The sequence below is a fragment of the Ruegeria sp. CF1 genome, from assembly GCF_056537445.1.
In genome coordinates this window covers 147,451-165,474 of the sequence record NZ_JBQFRN010000002.1, presented here as the reverse complement: position 1 = coordinate 165,474, position 18,024 = coordinate 147,451, and the positions used below count along the sequence as shown (strand labels likewise).

The 18,024-nt window shown below is 58.7% G+C and carries 14 protein-coding genes; 7 read left to right on the top strand and 7 right to left on the bottom strand.

What is annotated here, in order from left to right; translation table 11 throughout:
• Nucleotides 1–105: 105 nt before the first annotated feature.
• A complete protein-coding gene (locus ACRZ96_RS05905; RefSeq protein WP_480706895.1) occupies nt 106–2,388 on the bottom strand; it encodes an adenosylcobalamin-dependent ribonucleoside-diphosphate reductase in 2,283 nt (760 codons plus the stop codon).
• Nucleotides 2,389–2,517: 129 nt separating this feature from the next.
• On the opposite strand from ACRZ96_RS05905, the gene ACRZ96_RS05900 reads away from it, so the two are divergent.
• Nucleotides 2,518–2,949, top strand: coding sequence for a DUF1489 family protein (locus tag ACRZ96_RS05900; RefSeq protein ID WP_170392480.1), 432 nt, complete (start codon nt 2,518–2,520; stop codon nt 2,947–2,949).
• Here ACRZ96_RS05900 and hisG read toward each other — a convergent pair.
• From hisG to hisS, 3 genes are read right to left on the bottom strand one after another with little or no spacing between them, the layout of a single operon-like run.
• The gene (gene hisG / locus ACRZ96_RS05895) at nt 2,946–3,635 is read right to left on the bottom strand and encodes an ATP phosphoribosyltransferase (RefSeq protein ID WP_170401909.1); all 690 of its coding nucleotides are present in this window, start codon (nt 3,633–3,635) and stop codon (nt 2,946–2,948) included. The genes ACRZ96_RS05900 and hisG overlap by 4 nt on opposite strands.
• Nucleotides 3,632–4,720, bottom strand: a complete 1,089-nt coding sequence (locus ACRZ96_RS05890) for an ATP phosphoribosyltransferase regulatory subunit (RefSeq protein ID WP_480706896.1) — start codon at nt 4,718–4,720, stop codon at nt 3,632–3,634. The genes hisG and ACRZ96_RS05890 overlap by 4 nt, the downstream gene beginning before the upstream one ends.
• Before the next feature lie 3 nt (nt 4,721–4,723).
• Nucleotides 4,724–6,223, bottom strand: a complete 1,500-nt coding sequence (gene hisS, locus ACRZ96_RS05885) for a histidine--tRNA ligase (protein ID WP_480706897.1) — start codon at nt 6,221–6,223, stop codon at nt 4,724–4,726.
• 125 nt (nt 6,224–6,348) lie between these two features.
• On the opposite strand from hisS, the gene ACRZ96_RS05880 reads away from it, so the two are divergent.
• Together ACRZ96_RS05880 and ACRZ96_RS05875 are read left to right on the top strand one after the other, a co-directional pair.
• Nucleotides 6,349–6,543 (top strand): SlyX family protein, encoded by a 195-nt coding sequence (locus ACRZ96_RS05880; RefSeq protein ID WP_170392484.1) that lies wholly within the window; start codon nt 6,349–6,351, stop codon nt 6,541–6,543.
• A 10-nt stretch (nt 6,544–6,553) separates the two neighbouring features.
• The gene (locus ACRZ96_RS05875) at nt 6,554–7,243 is read left to right on the top strand and encodes an imm11 family protein (RefSeq protein ID WP_480706898.1); all 690 of its coding nucleotides are present in this window, start codon (nt 6,554–6,556) and stop codon (nt 7,241–7,243) included.
• Nucleotides 7,244–7,266: 23 nt separating this feature from the next.
• Here ACRZ96_RS05875 and ACRZ96_RS05870 read toward each other — a convergent pair whose 3' ends face one another.
• From ACRZ96_RS05870 to dnaE, 3 genes are all read right to left on the bottom strand, one after another.
• On the bottom strand, nt 7,267–7,599 hold the full coding sequence (locus tag ACRZ96_RS05870; RefSeq protein WP_480459582.1) for a hypothetical protein: 333 nt from the start codon (nt 7,597–7,599) through the stop codon (nt 7,267–7,269).
• Between the two features lie 41 nt (nt 7,600–7,640).
• Complete coding sequence (locus ACRZ96_RS05865; protein ID WP_170392486.1) at nt 7,641–7,853, bottom strand: YMGG-like glycine zipper-containing protein; 213 nt, start codon at nt 7,851–7,853, stop codon at nt 7,641–7,643.
• An 86-nt stretch (nt 7,854–7,939) separates the two neighbouring features.
• Nucleotides 7,940–11,440, bottom strand: a complete 3,501-nt coding sequence (gene dnaE / locus ACRZ96_RS05860; RefSeq protein WP_480814318.1) for a DNA polymerase III subunit alpha — start codon at nt 11,438–11,440, stop codon at nt 7,940–7,942.
• 342 nt (nt 11,441–11,782) lie between these two features.
• On the opposite strand from dnaE, the gene xdhA reads away from it, so the two are divergent.
• From xdhA to ACRZ96_RS05840, 4 genes are read left to right on the top strand one after another with little or no spacing between them, the layout of a single operon-like run.
• Complete coding sequence (gene xdhA / locus ACRZ96_RS05855; protein ID WP_170636094.1) at nt 11,783–13,144, top strand: xanthine dehydrogenase small subunit; 1,362 nt, start codon at nt 11,783–11,785, stop codon at nt 13,142–13,144.
• Nucleotides 13,141–15,543, top strand: a complete 2,403-nt coding sequence (gene xdhB, locus ACRZ96_RS05850; protein WP_480814317.1) for a xanthine dehydrogenase molybdopterin binding subunit — start codon at nt 13,141–13,143, stop codon at nt 15,541–15,543. The genes xdhA and xdhB overlap by 4 nt, the downstream gene beginning before the upstream one ends.
• The gene (xdhC, locus tag ACRZ96_RS05845; RefSeq protein WP_170646625.1) at nt 15,543–16,478 is read left to right on the top strand and encodes a xanthine dehydrogenase accessory protein XdhC; all 936 of its coding nucleotides are present in this window, start codon (nt 15,543–15,545) and stop codon (nt 16,476–16,478) included. Before xdhB ends, xdhC begins: the two co-directional genes overlap by 1 nt.
• Nucleotides 16,475–17,992, top strand: coding sequence for an ABC transporter ATP-binding protein (locus ACRZ96_RS05840; RefSeq protein WP_170392491.1), 1,518 nt, complete (start codon nt 16,475–16,477; stop codon nt 17,990–17,992). The genes xdhC and ACRZ96_RS05840 overlap by 4 nt, the downstream gene beginning before the upstream one ends.
• Nucleotides 17,993–18,024 lie beyond the last annotated feature (32 nt).

The following is an 18,024-nucleotide window of genomic DNA, read 5'->3' as shown; positions in this document are numbered from 1 at the left end:
CGTCGAATGTTGGTGAACGTCTGGCGCACCGCGCTAAGTTCGCTTCGATCCGAAGTCCGCGAAGATAGCCGACTTTGATTGATTGCAGATAGCTTTTACGCCAAATCAGCCACACTTAGAATAACCGCAGCTGCGGCAGGTCATGCAGCCTTCGATCATCACCATGTCGAACTGACCACAGGATGGGCAAGCCTTGCCACGCGGGGCGTCCATGTTGACCACCTGCGCCCGAGGGTCGGATTTCAGGCCCATGCCTTCGCCCTCAAGGAAGCCGATATTGACCATGTGTTGCTCGATCACGCCGCCAATCGCGGCCAGGATGGACGGAATGTACTTGCCTTTAACCCAGGCCCCGCCGCGCGGGTCGAACACAGCTTTCAGTTCCTCGACCACAAAGGACACATCGCCACCGCGTCGGAACACGGCCGATATCATCCGGGTCAAAGCCAGCGTCCAAGCATAATGCTCCATATTCTTCGAGTTAATGAACACCTCGAAGGGGCGACGGCGTCCGCCAATGACGATATCGTTGATTGTCAGATAAATTGCGTGCTCGCTGTCCGGCCATTTCAGCTTGTAAGTCGACCCTTCAAGCGATTGTGGGCGATCAAGCGGTTCGGACATATAAACGACCTCGCCCCCGTCAACCTCATGCGGGGCATCCGCGCTTTCACCTGGCGCTTTGTCGTCGCTTTCCGATACGCTCAGAACCGAGCCGGTCACATCGTTTGGCCTATAGGTCGTGCAGCCTTTGCACCCCTGATCCCAGGCCTGCATATAGACGTCTTTGAAGGCGTCAAAGCTGATATCTTCGGGACAGTTGATCGTCTTCGATATCGAACTATCGATCCACTTTTGAGCCGCCGCCTGCATTTTTACGTGATGGGACGGGCTTAGTGTTTGCGCATTCACGAAATACTCGGGCAATTCGGCGTCGCTAAACTTGTCGCGCCACATCTGCACCGCATAGTCCACAACCTCTTCTTCGGTGCGCGAACCGTCCTTTTGCAGCACCTTGCGCGTGTAGGCATAGGCAAAAACCGGCTCGATCCCCGAAGATACGTTGCCCGCATACAGCGAAATCGTACCCGTCGGCGCGATCGAGGTCAGTAGCGCGTTGCGGATGCCGTGTTCGCGGATTGCGTCGCGCACATCGTCATCCATCTGTTGCATGGTGCCGCTGGCCAGATATTTCTCGGCGTCAAACAGTGGGAAAGCGCCCTTTTCCCTCGCCAAATCGACCGACGCCAGATACGCGGCGCGCGCGATTGCGTGCAACCAGCGCTCGGTCTGACGCGCCGCCTCGTCCGAGCCGTAGCGCAGACCCAACATCAACAGCGCATCGGCCAGACCAGTCACGCCCAGCCCGATGCGGCGCTTGTCTTGCGCCTCGGCTTCTTGTTCGGCCAGCGGGAATTTCGACGCGTCCACCACGTTGTCCATCATGCGAACGGCGGTGGCCACCAGCTCTTGCAAGGCCTCCTCGTCCAGATGCGCGGCATCCTCGAACGGCTCGGCAACCAACCGTGCCAGATTGATCGAACCCAGCAGACAGGCACCATAAGGCGGTAGAGGTTGTTCTCCGCACGGGTTGGTCGCCGAGATCGTCTCGACGTAATTCAGATTGTTCGCCTGATTGATCCGGTCGATAAAGATCACGCCCGGCTCGGCATAATCATAGGTGGCCTGCATGATCTTGTTCCAAAGATCGCGCGCCTGAACGGTGTGATAGACCTTTCCGTCAAATACCAGATCCCACGGTCCATCGGCCTTGACGGCCTCCATGAATGGATCGGTGACCAGAACCGACATGTTGAACATGCGCAAACGCGCCGGGTCGGATTTCGCGGTGATGAACTGTTCGATATCCGGATGGTCGCAGCGCATGGTCGCCATCATCGCACCACGACGCGAGCCTGCAGACATGATCGTGCGGCACATGGCGTCCCAGACGTCCATAAAGCTTAGCGGGCCCGAGGCATCTGCCGCAACCCCTTTCACATCTGCCCCACGCGGACGGATCGTCGAGAAATCATAACCGATCCCCCCGCCCTGCTGCATGGTCAGCGCGGCCTCTTTCAGCATGTCGAAGATACCGCCCATGCTGTCGGGGATCGTCCCCATCACAAAGCAGTTGAACAGGGTTACCTGTCGCGCGGTGCCCGCCCCGGCGGTGATGCGGCCAGCAGGAAGGTATTTGAAATCCTCTAGCGCCTCATAGAATTTTTCTTCCCAATGCGCCGGGTCTTCTTCCACACGCGCCAGATCACGAGCTATGCGCCGCCAGCTGTCCTCGACTGTCTGATCGATGGGCGTACCATCCGCCTGTTTAAAGCGGTATTTCATATCCCAGATCTGCTCGGCGATGGGGGCGGCAAAGCGGCTCATTGGTGATTCCCTGTGCTGAAAGAGGCATTCAGATTAGCCCAGATCACATCTAAACCACAACACCTTGATGACAAGCGCATGAGGGCTACAATATAGGGATCACCCTTGGGACGACTCTGTGGGAAAGCTGTGGATAAGTACGTAAACCTCATCAAACTTTCGGTTGGGTCAGAAAGCGTCGACACGCTGATGGCGTGGCAAGACAGCCGCAAACCACTCTATGAGGACGGATACCCGCGCCACGTCACCCGAATGTGGCCCAAGCGCGACGCTGAAATTCTGAATGGCGGGTCGATCTATTGGGTGATCAAAGGTGTGGTCCAGTGCCGCCAGCGCATCCTGCGGCTGGATGAAGTCCGTGGTGAGGATGGCATCCGCCGCTGCGCCATCGTCCTGGACCCCGAAGTACACAGAACGCAGAACGCTCTGAAGCGTCCATTTCAGGGCTGGCGGTATCTCAAGCCTGAGGACACCCCTGCCGACTTGCCTAAAAATCGCGAGCAGGACGATGCCCTGCCCGACGATCTGAACCGCGCATTAGCGGAAATTGGGGTGCTTTAGGCCAACCTGTCCAGCAGCTCATTCAAAGCCGTCTTTTCAGCCGCATCGTATTTGGCCACGCGGCTGCGCCACAGCGTGGCCTGCGATTGCAGGATCAACCCATCCGACAGGATTTTCAGGTGGTTCGCCCGCAGTGTTTCCCCGGTCGAGGTGATATCGGCAATCGCCTCGGCTGTCTCATTCACCACCGTCCCCTCGGTTGCGCCCTGGCTGTCGACCAGCGTGTAATCGGCCACTCCCGCTTCGGTCAGGAATTCGCGGACCAGACGGTGGTACTTGGTAGCGATCCGCAGCCGATGGCCATGCGCCCTGCGAAAACCTGCCGCCGCTGCATCCAAATCATCCAGAGTGTCCACGTCGACCCAGCAGGCTGGGGTTGCGATGATAAGGTCCGCCTTGCCGAACCCCAAAGGTGCAACCTCTTCCACCTGCTGCTCCCAGCGCGGCAGCTTTTCATGCACAAGATCGATGCCGGTCACGCCCAAATGAATGCGTCCCGCCGCCAGCTCGCGCGGAATCTCTCCTGCAGACAATAGGATCAGCGAGACGCCACCAATCCCATCAACCTTGCCCGCGTATTCCCGGTCTGATCCGCTGCGCGACAGTGTAATGCCGCGCTTTTCAAACCATGCGAAGGTCTTGTCCATCAACCGGCCCTTCGAAGGCACACCGAGTTTCAGGCTCATTGTGCAGCCTCCTCGATTTCGAGCATCAGGTCCGGGCGGATCACGCCGCCAATTGCCGGAATCTCGGCTCCACCACCCAATTGCCTGGTCAGCGCATCATAGCGCCCACCGGTCGCGACCGGTGGCAGATCAGGGCGGCCTTCGGCGTAAAAGCCGAATACAAACCCGTCGTAGTACTCCATCGAGGTCCTGCCATAAGACGCCTCAAAATCCAGTGTATTCACATCCACGCCACGCGCCTGCAGGGCTGCGATACGAGCTTCCAAACGATCCAAAGCAGATGTGATCTGTGGCAGATCAACCGCAATGTCACGCAGTTGTTCCAGCGCGAAAGGCATGGTTTCGCGCACATTAAGCAGCGTCTCCAAACCGGCCAGTTCATTGTCCGAGATCGGCGGCGCAGCGCGGTCTTCGCGCAGGGCTTCAATCCGGTCGAGGATTTCCGGCGCGCGGCGTTTACCGATCATGGGCACGTCAATCGCCAATGGGTCGACCGCGTCAAGCAAAGCATCGCGCCCCTCGAGACTTGCTTTGCGTCCGGCATATCGGTCCAGCAAAACGCGGAACCGGCGAGGCCGCCAGAGATGCCGCATCAGTGCAGCCTTACGACGGCTAGTGGTCTTGAGACCCTCAACAGCAGCGATCAGAATACCGATATCACCTGTCGCTGCCCGCAAGGGCAGCCCGCGCAATTGCAGGGCAAATAACGAAAACACCTCGGCATCGGCTCCGGCGGGGTCTTCGCGATCAAATACTTCGTAGCCGACTTGGATATACTCATTAGCACGATCCGGATCGTGTTCCTGACGGCGGAACACTTCGCCGGAATAGGTGTATCTTGCTGGTTCAGCCCCATCGGACATGTGCATCTGTACCACCGGCAGGGTGAAATCTGGGCGCAGCATCTGCTCACCCCGCAGCGCGTCCGAGGTTACGTAAGCACGGGCGCGGATGTCTTCTCCATAGAGGTCCAGCAGCGTCCCGGCTGGCTGCAGCAGAGGCGTATCAACCACCTGCGCGCCCGCCGCCTCGAACCGGACACGCATCATGGCGGCGCGGGCCTGTATTTGGGAACGGTTCGGCATGGGTCAGTCCTGATTGTCCAGAATCTCGCGCACCTTAGCGACCAGATCGCCGCGGGGCACTTCGAACTGGCTGGGCCGTTCTTTCCATTCCTCAAGCGTGGCGCTTTCGGCAATCTTGGCGCCAAGGATCAGGTCCTTGATCTGTACGATCCCATTTGCCTTTTCGTCACCGCCTTCGATCACCGCAATTGGAGAGTTCCGCTTGTCCGCATATTTCAGTTGGTTGCCAAAGTTCTTGGGGTTGCCCAAGTAGACCTCGGCCCGGATTCCGGCATTGCGCAGTTCCGCCACCATCGCCTGGTAGTCCGCCATGCGATCGCGGTCCATCACGGTCACAACCACTGGGCCGGTGGCCTGCGCCGCGATCCGCCCCTTTTCGCGCAAAGCGGCCAGCAATCGGTCAACACCGATGGAGATGCCGGTCGCAGGTACTTCCTGTCCGGTAAACCGCTTGACCAGATCATCATAGCGACCACCACCCGAGACCGACCCGAATTGCCGCTTGCGGCCCTTCTCGTCGTATATTTCGAAGGTCAGTTCGGCCTCATAGACCGGCCCGGTGTAATAGCCGAGGCCACGCACGACCGAAGGATCAATCTCGATCCGGTCCGAACCATACCCGCCTGCATCCAGTAGCGCACCAATCTGCTCCAACTCAGCGATCCCGTCCGCACCGATCTTGCTGTCACCCACAGCGGCGCGCAGGTTGGCCAGCGTTCCGGCGATATCTGCAGCTTTAGAAGTCAGGAAGGCAATCACCGGCTCGGCCTGATCACCGCTAAGACCAACACCATCGATAAAAGCGCCAGAGGCATCCAGACGGCCTTTGGTCAAAAGCTCACGCACACCAGCCGCGCCCACCTTGTCGAACTTGTCGATCGTGCGCAGAACATTATCTCGGGCGGCGGCGTCTTCACCCAAACCCATCGCTTCGAGCACGCCATTCAGAACCTTGCGGTTGTTGACGCGCACCAGGTAATCGCCGCGCGGGATGCCGACGGTTTCCAGCGTGTCCGATAGCATTGCGCAAATCTCGGCATCCGCAGCCATCGAAGCCGTGCCGACCGTATCCGCATCACACTGATAAAACTGGCGATACCGCCCCGGCCCCGGCTTCTCGTTCCGCCAGACCGGACCCATCGCATAGCGGCGATAAGGCGTCGGCAGATCGTTGCGGTGCTGCGCATAGACACGGGCCAAAGGCGCAGTCAGGTCATAGCGCAGGGCCATCCAGTCGCCCCCGGAACCTTTTGAGCCGCCTTCGTCAAACTCCTGCCATGCGAACACGCCCTCGTTCGGGCGGTCCACGTCGGGCAGGAACTTGCCCAACGCCTCAACCGTTTCAACCGCGCTGCTTTCCAAGGCATCGAACCCGTAACGATGATACACACCCGCAATCGTCCGCAGCATCTCGGTGCGCTGCGTGACTTCCTCGCCGAAATAGTCACGGAACCCTTTCGGCGTTACGGCCTTGGGGCGGGGCTGTTTCTTGGGCTTGGCCATGTGGGGCGTCCTTGGGATTTAGTGTTCCGCGCGCGGTCTATCCCATGGCCCGCATCGGAGCAAGGCGGGGTTTCTCTGGCCAGGGCGTCACAGGGTCGCTATGAGACGCCTATAAGGAGAGCCCCATGCAGCATCTGGAAGAGCAGATCGCCCATCTGACCCGCACGGTCGAAGAGCTGAACTCGGTCGTCACAAACCAACAGAACGAGATCGACCGCCTGACCCGCCGCGTCGAGATGTTGCTGCAGCGTGAAGCAGAACGCGCGCAGGAAGGTTCAGGCGGAGTTGTGTTCGGAGACGAACGCCCGCCGCATTACTGAGGGCAAGCTGATGGCGAGTGAGGACAGCAACGCGCAATGCGTGTGGATTGCCACGACGGTGAACAACATCAACGTCATCTCAGCGGTAATCCGAAAGGAATACACCCCTCAATGGCGTGAAAGGCAGTCGCCCGAGGATGTTGAGTGGTCCAAGCGAATGGTTCAGGAATCTGACTTGGGCTGGAAACGCGGTGAGCTGCTGACCAAAGAGCAAATTGGTAGTCTGTGGTACTACAACTCAAAAGCCGAATACTACACTGCGCCGTTTATCAGCGGCGGTGGCTATCCTCTGGTTTCAGAAGCGGCCAAATCCGTTCTGGAACAGTTCGATCTGGGAGGCACGGTATTTCATCCGCTGACGTTGATGGATTCGACTGAAAACCACCTGACCACGTCCGAGCGGTATTATTTTCTGAACGTGTGCAACAAGCGATCCATGGGCAACTACGATGTTTTGGGGCCAGAGGGCGATATCCGTTCACCGCTGGACAACATCGGCAAGGGAATCTGCTACCTTCCTAGAAGCAATCAGGAATCTAAACTGGTAGTCATACCTGAAGCGCTTGGTGTACCGGACATCTGGCTGGACCCGAAAGTTCCGAACCTTCTCTTTTTGTCCGACCGTCTCGTCTCAGGCCTGAAAGACGCCCAAATGGACAGAGGCTGGGGCCTTGTGCGTTGTCCAGTGGGCAGGCTTTAGCGCTCGCAAGACCAAGCGCTCGCTTACAACCCCAGCGTCGACTTCACTGCATTGTCGACCACCCCGCCCAGAAGGGCGTTCTTATCTGCGGCACAACCTTCAGACAGCGCGGCGATGAAGGCTTCGCGCAGTTGGGCCTTTTCCTCGTCAGAGGCTGCATGATCCTCGATATTAATCTGGCGGTTGTAGAGTGACAGGGCCGTCATCTTTCCTACGACTTCGACAACAAAGGCTTCGTCCCCGTCGGCCTCTTCGGCAATCGAGGCGCATGTATAGTGCATCATAGGCAGGACGTCTTGCACCATCTGCTCAGCAGCCTCATCCGCGAAAGCAAACGTCGGAAGAACAAACAGCATGGCGCAGAAGGAAGATTTGATGGGATTTTTCAACATCATGATCACTTCCAGTTATGTCCGATAATCGCACCGGCCACCCCACCGACCGCAGCCCCTTTACCATCCCCTACCAGCGCGCCAACGCCCGCGCCGACCAAGGCCCCGGTAAGAGTGTTTTTCTTCTTTTTGTCGTCTGCATGTACCGCAGTGGCCAATGCCAGTGAACATGCCGCAGCGAGTGTAAATATCCTGAAAACATTGCCTGAACTTGCCATTTCGGTACCCTCCTGTGAAATGACCTTTGAGGATGTTCACCCAGCCTAGCGGGGTCCATCGCGTGTGGCAACATTACGGTTCGGGATCAGATTTCTTCGATCTCCGATATCCCCTCGAGCGACTTCAGCGCGCCTTTGATTTCTGGGTTGATCGGAAATTCCCGGCCCAGATCCATCTCGACCTCGCCTGGCAGTCCGGGATCGAACAGACAAACATAAACAGGTCCCTTGGCCACCCTTTTAGCTGAAGCCTCTGCGCCTTCCAGTACCGTGGCCATGTTCGGCAAAACCTTCGAATCCTCGACAAACACACGCAAACCCGTTGCACCCGCATCGGCCACAACTGTATCAACCGGACCAACGGAACGGCCCAGCAGTTTCAGCTGATCGGCCTCCATGGTCGCTTCGGCCGTCAGTACCACCTGTGCGCCGGTTTCCAGAAACTCTCGGGATTTCTCCAGTGTTTCCGAGAATAACGTGACCTCGAATGCCCCAGTCGGATCAGAGAGCTGCGCAAAAGCAAACCGATTGCCACGCGCTGATTTCCTTTCCTGCCGACCTGCAACGACTCCGGCCATCTTAGCGATAAATGGTCCAGAGCGCGCCTTTTCAGTCACCTGGTCCAGTGTCAGCACCTGTTTGCGCTTCAGGGCCGGCATATAGTCATCCAGCGGATGGCCAGACAGGTAGAATCCGATGGCCTTGAATTCCTCGCTTAGGCGTTCGGCAGGTAGCCAATCAGGCGAAGGGGACAGACGCGGTTCGGGCAGGTCATCGCCTGCCTCGCCAAACAGGGAAACTTGGTTGGAATTCTTCTGCTCGTGAATCGCCGCCGAATACTGAACCAACGGATCAAGGCTTTCAAACACACGGCGACGATTTTTATCGAGCTCGTCAAAGGCACCGGCGCGAGCCAGCATCTCAAGCGGGCGTTTGCCGACCTTCTTCAGGTCAACACGGCGGGCGAAGTCGAACAGGTTTACGAAAGGCTTTTCGCCACGCCCCTCAACCACAAGATTCATTGCCTCGACGCCTACGTTCTTGAGCGCGCCCAGCGCATAGACCAAATGCCCATCGGCCACATCAAAGGTCGCTTGGGATCGATTTACGCACGGCGGAACATAGGGCAGCTGCAGCCCCTTGCGGACTTCCTCAAAATAGATCGCGAGCTTGTCGGTCAGATGGATATCGCAGTTCATGACACCTGCCATGAACTCGACCGGGTGGTTCGCCTTTAGCCAGCCGGTTTGATAGCTGACCACCGCATAGGCGGCGGCGTGGGATTTGTTGAAGCCATAGTTGGCGAACTTGTCCAGCAGGTTCCAGACTTCGGTCGCCTTGGCCTCATCCACATTGTTTTCGGCAGCACCTTTGAGGAACTTGGGCCGCTCTGCATCCATCGCCTCCTGAATTTTCTTACCCATCGCGCGGCGCAGCAAGTCCGCGCCCCCAAGGCTGTAACCCGCCATTTCCTGCGCGATCTGCATCACCTGTTCCTGATAGACGATGATGCCCTGCGTCTCATCCAAGATATGGTCGATGGACGGGTGCAGCGTGTCGCGTTCGCTAAGCTTGTTCTTGACTTCGCAGAACTTGGGGATGTTCTCCATCGGGCCGGGTCGATAAAGCGCGACGAGGGCGATGATATCCTCGATACAATCCGGCTTCATCCGCTTGAGCGCATCCATCATGCCCGAGGATTCAACCTGGAACACCGCCACCGTCTTGGCCGCCGAATAGAGTTTGTACGTCGCCTCGTCATCCAGCGGGATGGCGTTGATCTGATTTATTGCCCCTTCGGCGGGTTCATAGAGTTCCGTGCCATCGGGAGCTATGTGAAGGTCACGGCCTGACTTAAAGATCAAATCCATCGCGTTCTGGATCACGGTCAGTGTTTTCAGACCCAGGAAATCGAACTTTACAAGCCCGGCCTGTTCAACCCATTTCATGTTGAATTGGGTCGCAGGCATGTCCGAACGCGGGTCCTGGTATATTGGAACCAGTGCATCCAGCGGCCGGTCTCCGATCACCACGCCGGCAGCGTGTGTCGAGGCGTTGCGCAGCAGCCCCTCGACTTGCTGGCCATATGTGAGCAGACGGTCCACGACCTCTTCATTGCGTGCCTCTTCCCGCAGGCGCGGCTCATCCTTCAGCGCCTTTTCGATGGAAACGGGTTTGACGCCTTCGACCGGGATCATCTTGGACAGGCGATCAACCTGTCCGTATGGCATCTGCAATACACGCCCAATATCGCGCACAGCCGCCTTCGACAGCAAGGCACCGAAGGTGATGATCTGCCCCACTTTGTCGCGCCCGTATTTCTGCTGCACGTAGCGGATAACCTCTTCACGGCGATCCATGCAGAAATCGATATCGAAGTCGGGCATAGAAACCCGCTCGGGGTTCAGAAACCGTTCAAACAAAAGCGAATACCGCAGCGGATCAAGGTCGGTAATCGTCAGCGCATAAGCCACCAGTGATCCCGCACCCGAGCCTCGCCCCGGACCCACCGGAATGTCATGATCCTTGGCCCATTGGATAAAGTCGGCAACGATCAGGAAATAGCCTGGGAAGCCCATCCCTTCGATGATGCCAAGTTCGAAATCCAGCCGTTCCTGATATTCTTCAGGTGTCACGGCGTGCGGGATCACGGCCAGACGTTTTTGCAGACCCTCGTTGGCGATGCGACGCAGTTCGGCGACCTCATCATCTGCAAACTTCGGCAGGATCGGGTCGCGGCGATAGGCCATGAAGGCGCAGCGTTGCGCGATTTCAACCGTATTCTCGACGGCTTCGGGCAGATCGGCGAACAGCGTCACCATCTCCTGCTGCGACTTGAAATAGTGCTGCGCGGTCAGACGTCGGCGACCGTCCTGCTGGTCGACATAAGCCCCCTCGGCGATACAGATCAGCGCGTCGTGGGCCTCGTACATGTCCGAAGTCGGAAAATAGACGTCATTGGTGGCCACCAGCGGCAGGTTCTTGTCATACGCCATCTCGACATGACCGCGCTCGGTCAAGCGCTCGGCCTCAGGTTGACCTCCTTCGCCAGGGTGACGCTGCAACTCAACATAAAGGCGATCCGGGAAAATCGCGGACAAACGATCCACCAAAGCCTCGGCAGCAGGGCGCTGACCTTGCTGTAACAGCAACCCTACGGGCCCGTCTGGACCGCCGGTTAAGCAGATCAAATCATCTGATCGTTCCGCCAATTCGTCCAAAGTGACCTGCGGCAACTGCCCGCTTTTGTCTACATACAGGCAGGAACTGAGCTTCATCAGATTCTCATATCCCACCTCGGATTGTGCCAGCAGCACCAGCGGCGCGGGTGCTTTGGGCTTTTCTCCCGGCTGCGCCTGAACGTAACTGAGATCGACCTGACAGCCCATGATCGGTTGCACACCCGCCCCGCTGGCGGTGACCGAAAACTCTAAGGCCGAGAACATTGAATTGGTATCCGTGACCGCGACGGCGGGCATCTCCATCTTCTGGCACAGCTCCGGCAGCTTCTTCAGCCGCACGGCACCTTCCAGCAACGAATATTCAGTGTGAACGCGGAGGTGAATGAATCGGGGGGAACTGCTCATACAGGCTAAGCTATCTCAGCCAGCGACGTTGCAAAAGCGGGAACCGGCACCATCGAATGCCGAAAAAATCATCGGTGATTATTCGGCTTTTTCAGAAGGTGCTTCGGGCGCAGGAACGCACACCTTCCCAAAAAGTGTTTATTTTCAATTTGTTAAGTTTCACACACACACTACAATCATGGGCCGCTCGGGTGCAATGGTGTATCATATAGGCAGTTTTTCTTGCCAGATAAGGTGCGCTGTTTCTAACATCTGATGGCAAGCTACCGCCCGCCACTCTTTCTACGTCGCATCGAAGGAGGGCCGAACGGGCGCAACCGGGTAACGCGACGGGTTTCTCGAATGAACATCACGTTTCTTCTGAACGGAGAGACAGTGGAGCTGCCGGATGTCGATCCGACGGCCACCCTACTGGACTGGCTGCGTGAAGATCGCGGTCTGACAGGCACCAAAGAAGGCTGCAACGAAGGCGATTGCGGCGCGTGCACGGTCATGGTGACGGACGAAGACGGCGCAAAAGCTCTGAACTCCTGCATCCTGTTCTTGCCCCAACTGCATGGCAAAGCGGTTCGTACAGTCGAAGGGGCAAGCGGCCCGGATGGCGAAGCACATCCCGTTCAACAGGCAATGGTTGACCTGCACGGCTCGCAATGCGGTTTTTGCACTCCGGGTTTTGTCATGTCGATGGTCGCCAGTCATGCGACGGGCGCCACGGATCATGACACCCAGCTTGCCGGAAACCTGTGCCGCTGCACTGGCTATGCACCGATTATTCGCGCTGCGAAAGCGGTCGAGGACCGTCCCGTGCCAGTCTGGGTCAAAGACAAGCCACTCGCATCTTCTGCTGCGTCGCGCATGCTGCCTGAATCTTCCGATGAACTGGCAGCTGTTTATGCTGAAAACCCAGATGCCACGCTGGTTGCCGGAGCAACAGATGTCGGCCTGTGGGTGACAAAGCAACTGCGCGACCTGGATCCAGTAATCTTCCTCAACCGTTGCGATGATCTCAAACAAATCACCATCACCGACGATGAAATTCGCTTTGGCGCAATGGTCGACATGAATCGGATGGGTGAGGCTCTGGCCGATCTTCACCCCTCTTACGCCGAAATGATCCGCCGCTACGCCAGTGTTCAGGTGCGCCATGCTGCAACGGTGGGCGGCAACATCGCCAATGGCTCGCCCATTGGGGACAACCCGCCTGCGCTGATTGCTCTGGACGCAACCCTTCATCTGCGCAAAGGCGACACCCGCCGGTCCCTTCCGCTGGAAGAGTTCTTTATCGACTATGGCAAACAGGACCGCGTTCCCGGTGAATTCGTCGAAGCTGTCAGCTTCCCCCGTCAGCTGGATCGCCTGAAGGTCTATAAACTCAGCAAGCGGTTCGATCAGGACATCTCGGCCGTCTGCGGGTGTTTCAACATCACCGTCTCGGTCGGCATCGTCACGCAGGCGCGCATCGCGTTCGGCGGCATGGCCGGCATCCCGAAACGGGCAACTCATGTCGAGGCCGCATTGGTCGGTAAACCTTGGGCGCGCGAGACGATTGACGCCGCGCTGCCTGCCTTTGCTGACGATTATTCACCACTCACAGACATGCGCGCCTCGGCCACCTATCGACTGGAATCCGCCAAAGCGATGCTCGAAAGATACTTCCTGGAAGATCAGGGCGAAGTGACCAATGTGCTGGAGGTATCGGCATGAGCGTGACCAAACCCCTCCCCCACGACGCAGCACCGCTGCACGTTTCAGGAACCGCGCGGTATGTGGACGATATCCCAACACCCAGGGACAGTTTGCATCTGGCTTTTGGCCTCAGCCCGATTGCCAAAGGCAAGATCACCGCAATCGACCTGTCTGCGGTGAGGGCCGCCGAGGGCGTCGTGATGGTTATGGCCGCGGATGATCTGCCCTTCGCCAACGACGTATCGCCTTCGATCCATGATGAACCGCTGCTGTCGGACGGAACGGTCCACTATATCGGCCAGCCGGTGTTTCTGGTCATCGCCAGCAGCCATCTGGCCGCCCGCAAGGCGGCCCGTTTGGGCAAGATCGACTATGCCGAGGAAACCCCGATCCTAACCGTCGAAGAGGCTCTGGCCGCCGACAGTCGGTTCGAAGACGGCCCGCGCATCTATGCCAAAGGCAATGCTGATGCGGCTATTGCAGGATCCGCCCATGTGATCGAAGGGTCATTCGAGCTTGGCGGGCAGGAGCATTTCTATCTGGAAGGTCAGGCCGCTTTGGCCGTGCCGAATGAAGGCGCGGATATGCTGGTTCACAGCTCGACCCAGCACCCGACCGAGATCCAACACAAGGTGGCCGATGCGTTGGGCGTTCCGATGCACGCCGTCAGGGTCGAGACGCGCCGTATGGGCGGCGGTTTTGGTGGCAAGGAAAGCCAGGGCAATGCGCTGGCCGTTGCTTGCGCGGTGGCCGCTCGCGCAACTGGCAAGGCGTGCAAGATGCGCTATGACCGCGACGATGATATGACCATCACCGGCAAACGCCACGCGTTCCGCATCGCCTATAAGGCCGGATTTGACGAGAACGGCCATATTCAGGGCGTCTCGTTCCACCACTACGCCATCTGCGGCTGGGCGCAGGACTTGTCCCTGCCCGTCGCCGACCGCGCGATGCTGCATTCTGACAATGCCTATCTGTTGCCAAATGCACGTATCGAAAGCCACCGGCTGAAGACCAACACCCAATCCGCCACCGCCTATCGCGGCTTCGGCGGCCCGCAGGGCATGGTTGGCATCGAACGCGTGATGGACCACGCCGCGTATGAGCTGGGTCTGGACCCGGTGGAACTGCGCCGCCGAAACTATTACGAACCGGCCCATGCGGTTGCCGAGATCACGCCGTCCGAGCAGCCTTTGGGTCATCCCGACCCGCATGAGGACCTGACGAGCCGCGGCGCGGTCGAAACCGGGGACGCCCCCGTGCGCCCTCTGCCCGCTGGTGGCAATACCACACCCTACGGAATGGAGGTCAGCGATTTCGAATTGCACGGGATGACTCAGGCCCTACTGAAATCCAGCGATTACGAAACGCGCAAGGCCGCCATTGCGAAATGGAACGCCGAGAATCGTGTGATCAAGAAGGGCATCGCCTTCTCTCCGGTCAAGTTCGGGATTTCCTTCACGCTGACCCACCTGAATCAGGCAGGCGCTTTGGTGCATGTGTATCAGGATGGCTCGGTCCATCTGAACCACGGCGGCACCGAGATGGGTCAAGGCCTGTTCCAGAAGGTCGCGCAGGTGGCGGCTTCGCGCTTTGGCATCCCGCTGGAGATGGTCAAAATCACCGCCACGGATACGGCCAAGGTGCCGAACACTTCGGCCACGGCAGCATCCTCGGGCAGTGACCTGAATGGCATGGCAGTGAAGGCGGCCTGCGATACGATCCGCGATCGAATGGCGGACTATCTGGCCGAGCGGCATCAGGCCGATCCGTCGACTGTCACCTTCTCTGATGGCCATGTTTCGGTTGGCGCAGAACGCTACACCTTCGCTGAAGCTGCGGCGCTGGTCTATGAGGGTCGGATCAGCCTGTCGGCGACCGGTTTCTACAAGACACCCAAAATCGAATGGGACCGGATCGCCGGACGTGGCCGTCCGTTCTTCTACTTCGCCTACGGAGCGTCGGTCACCGAAGTGGCCGTCGACACTCTGACTGGTGAGAACCGCATTTTGCGCACCGATATCCTGCATGATGCCGGTGCTTCGTTGAACCCGGCGTTGGATATCGGGCAGGTCGAAGGAGGTTATGTGCAAGGCGCGGGCTGGCTAACGACCGAGGAACTGGTCTGGGACGGCACGGGCAACCTGCGCACACACGCACCCTCGACCTACAAGATCCCCGCCTGCTCAGATCGACCCGACGTATTCAACGTCGCACTCTGGGATGCCGAAAACCGTGAGGACACGATCTATCGTTCGAAAGCGGTGGGCGAACCGCCGTTCATGCTGGGTATTTCAGCATGGCTGGCCCTGTCGAATGCGGTCGCGGCCTGTGGAGAGGCCTACCCCGCTCTTGATGCACCAGCCACGGCTGAAGAAGTTTGGCGCGGTGTCCAAAAGATGAAGGGAGGCATCTGATGGGATTTGACTTGGAGGCTTTGAGGGAGGCGGTCAAAACCCACGGAACAGTGGTCCGGGTGGTCATCGCCGGCATCAAAGGGTCGTCTCCACGTGAAGTGGGGGCCGCGATGCTAGTCTGGAAGGACGGGCAAAGTGGCACCATCGGTGGAGGCACGTTGGAGTATCAGGCAGCCGAAGCTGCGCGATCCCAAACCACCGCCACCCGACTAACGCATCACGCTCTTGGCCCCGACATGGGGCAATGCTGCGGCGGTGCTGTTTCATTGCTGAGTGAAGTATTTGATCATGAAGCGCTGAATGCACTGGACGATACCGTCATCGCGCGTTCGGCCTCGGGCGGAGAGATGCCGCTATCGGTCAAACGTCGGCTGGCGGCAGCGCGAGGACAGGGTGTCGCGCCCGAGCCCCAACTGATCGAAGGTTGGATGGTCGAACCCGTTCACAAACCGACGCGTAATCTGTGGATCTGGGGCGCAGGCCATGTAGGCCGGGCGCTGGTGGACGTTTTGTCCCCCCTACCCGATCTGGCAATCACCTGGGTCGATACCGGACCCGAGCGGTTTCCCGACGTGGTTCCAACCGGTGTAACCCCGGTTCCGACCGCAAAACCCGCCGAGCTGGTTCGCCACGCGCCAACCGATGCCGAGCATCTGGTGCTGACCTATTCGCACAATCTGGATCTGGAACTGTGCAACCGGCTGCTTTCGCACAATTTCCTCTTTGCGGGGCTTATCGGCTCGGCTACGAAATGGGCGCGATTCCGGTCGCGACTTGCAGCCCTTGGGCATCCGCCCGAGCGGATCAGCCGGATCACCTGTCCGATCGGCGATCCAGGCTTGGGCAAACACCCGCAGATGATCGCCGTTGGCGTGGCAGCGCAACTGTTACGCCCCGCCCGACAGAACGAATTGAAGAAGGACCTGAGCGCGTGACCACTCCACTTCTGAGCTTGCAAGGGCTGACCAAAGCCTATCCCGGCGTCGTGGCCAATGATCAGGTGTCCTTTGACATCGGGGAAGGCGAAGTTCACGCGCTGCTGGGCGAGAACGGCGCGGGCAAATCCACGCTTGTCAAAATGATCTATGGGCTGGTGAAACCCGACAGCGGCACCATGCTGCTGCGAGGGCAGCCCTATGCACCGCCTGAACCGCGCGCCGCCCGCGCAGACGGGATCGCGATGGTGTTCCAGCATTTTTCGCTATTCGATGCGTTGAACGTCGCCGAGAATATCGCTCTGGGGATGGAGAACCCGCCCCCAATGGGTGATCTGGCCTCGCGTATCCGCGAAGTATCCGAAACCTACGGCCTGCCCTTGGACCCCTTCCGCACGGTTGGCGATCTGTCTGCAGGTGAGCGTCAGCGGGTCGAAATCATCCGCTGCCTGCTGCAGGACCCAAAGTTGCTGATCATGGACGAGCCGACCTCGGTTCTGACGCCGCAAGAGGTTGAAATCCTTTTCGAAACGCTGAACAAATTGCGCTCGGAAGGGACATCGATCCTGTATATCTCGCACAAGCTGGAAGAGATTCGAACGCTATGCGACCACGCCACGATTCTGCGGCTGGGTAAGAATGTGGGCGAATGTGTACCAGCTGAAACCTCAGCGCGCGATATGGCTGAGATGATGGTGGGCTCGACCCTGCAGACACCTGAACGTTCCGGCCGGGAGTTCGGTGACGTTGCGCTGGATGTCAGCGGATTGTCAGTGCCGTCGCCGTCGGAATTCGGAACTGCGCTTCGCAACGTCCACATGACCGTCCGCAAGGGCGAGGTTCTGGGGATCGGGGGTGTCGCGGGGAACGGTCAGGATGAATTGCTGGGTGTGCTTTCTGGCGAAATTCCGACCACCGCAGATGCGATCAAATTCAGCGGTCAACCCATCGGCAAACTCGGCCCGACCGCGCGGCGTAAGCTGGGCGTGTTGACCGCGCCCGAAGAACGGCTGGGCCACGCGGCTGCCCCTGATATGAGCCTGACCGAAAACGCTCTGCTGACTGGGTCGGTCCGCGAGGGGCTAGAGAATAACGGCTTTCTGAAGTGGTCCGAGACCAAGAGCTTTGCCGAAAAGATCATTAGCGCCTTTGACGTGCGTACGCCGGGTCCTGAAAATGCCGCCCGGTCGCTGTCGGGCGGGAACCTGCAGAAGTTCGTGATTGGTCGCGAAGTGCTGCAAAACCCGGATGTTCTGGTCGTGAACCAGCCGACTTGGGGCGTGGATGCAGCGGCGGCGGCCTCGATCCGGCAGGCCATTCTGGATCTGGCGGCCAAGGGAACTGCGGTCATCTGTATCTCGCAAGACCTCGATGAACTGATGGAAATCTCAGACAGTTTCGCCGCCTTGAACGAAGGACGACTAAGCGCCCCGCGTGAAACCACGGGTCTGACGGTCGATGAGATCGGCCTGATGATGGGCGGCGCGCATGGCATGGAGGTGGCCCATGTCTAAACAGTTACAAGAAAAGAGAAACGCGGGGGTAT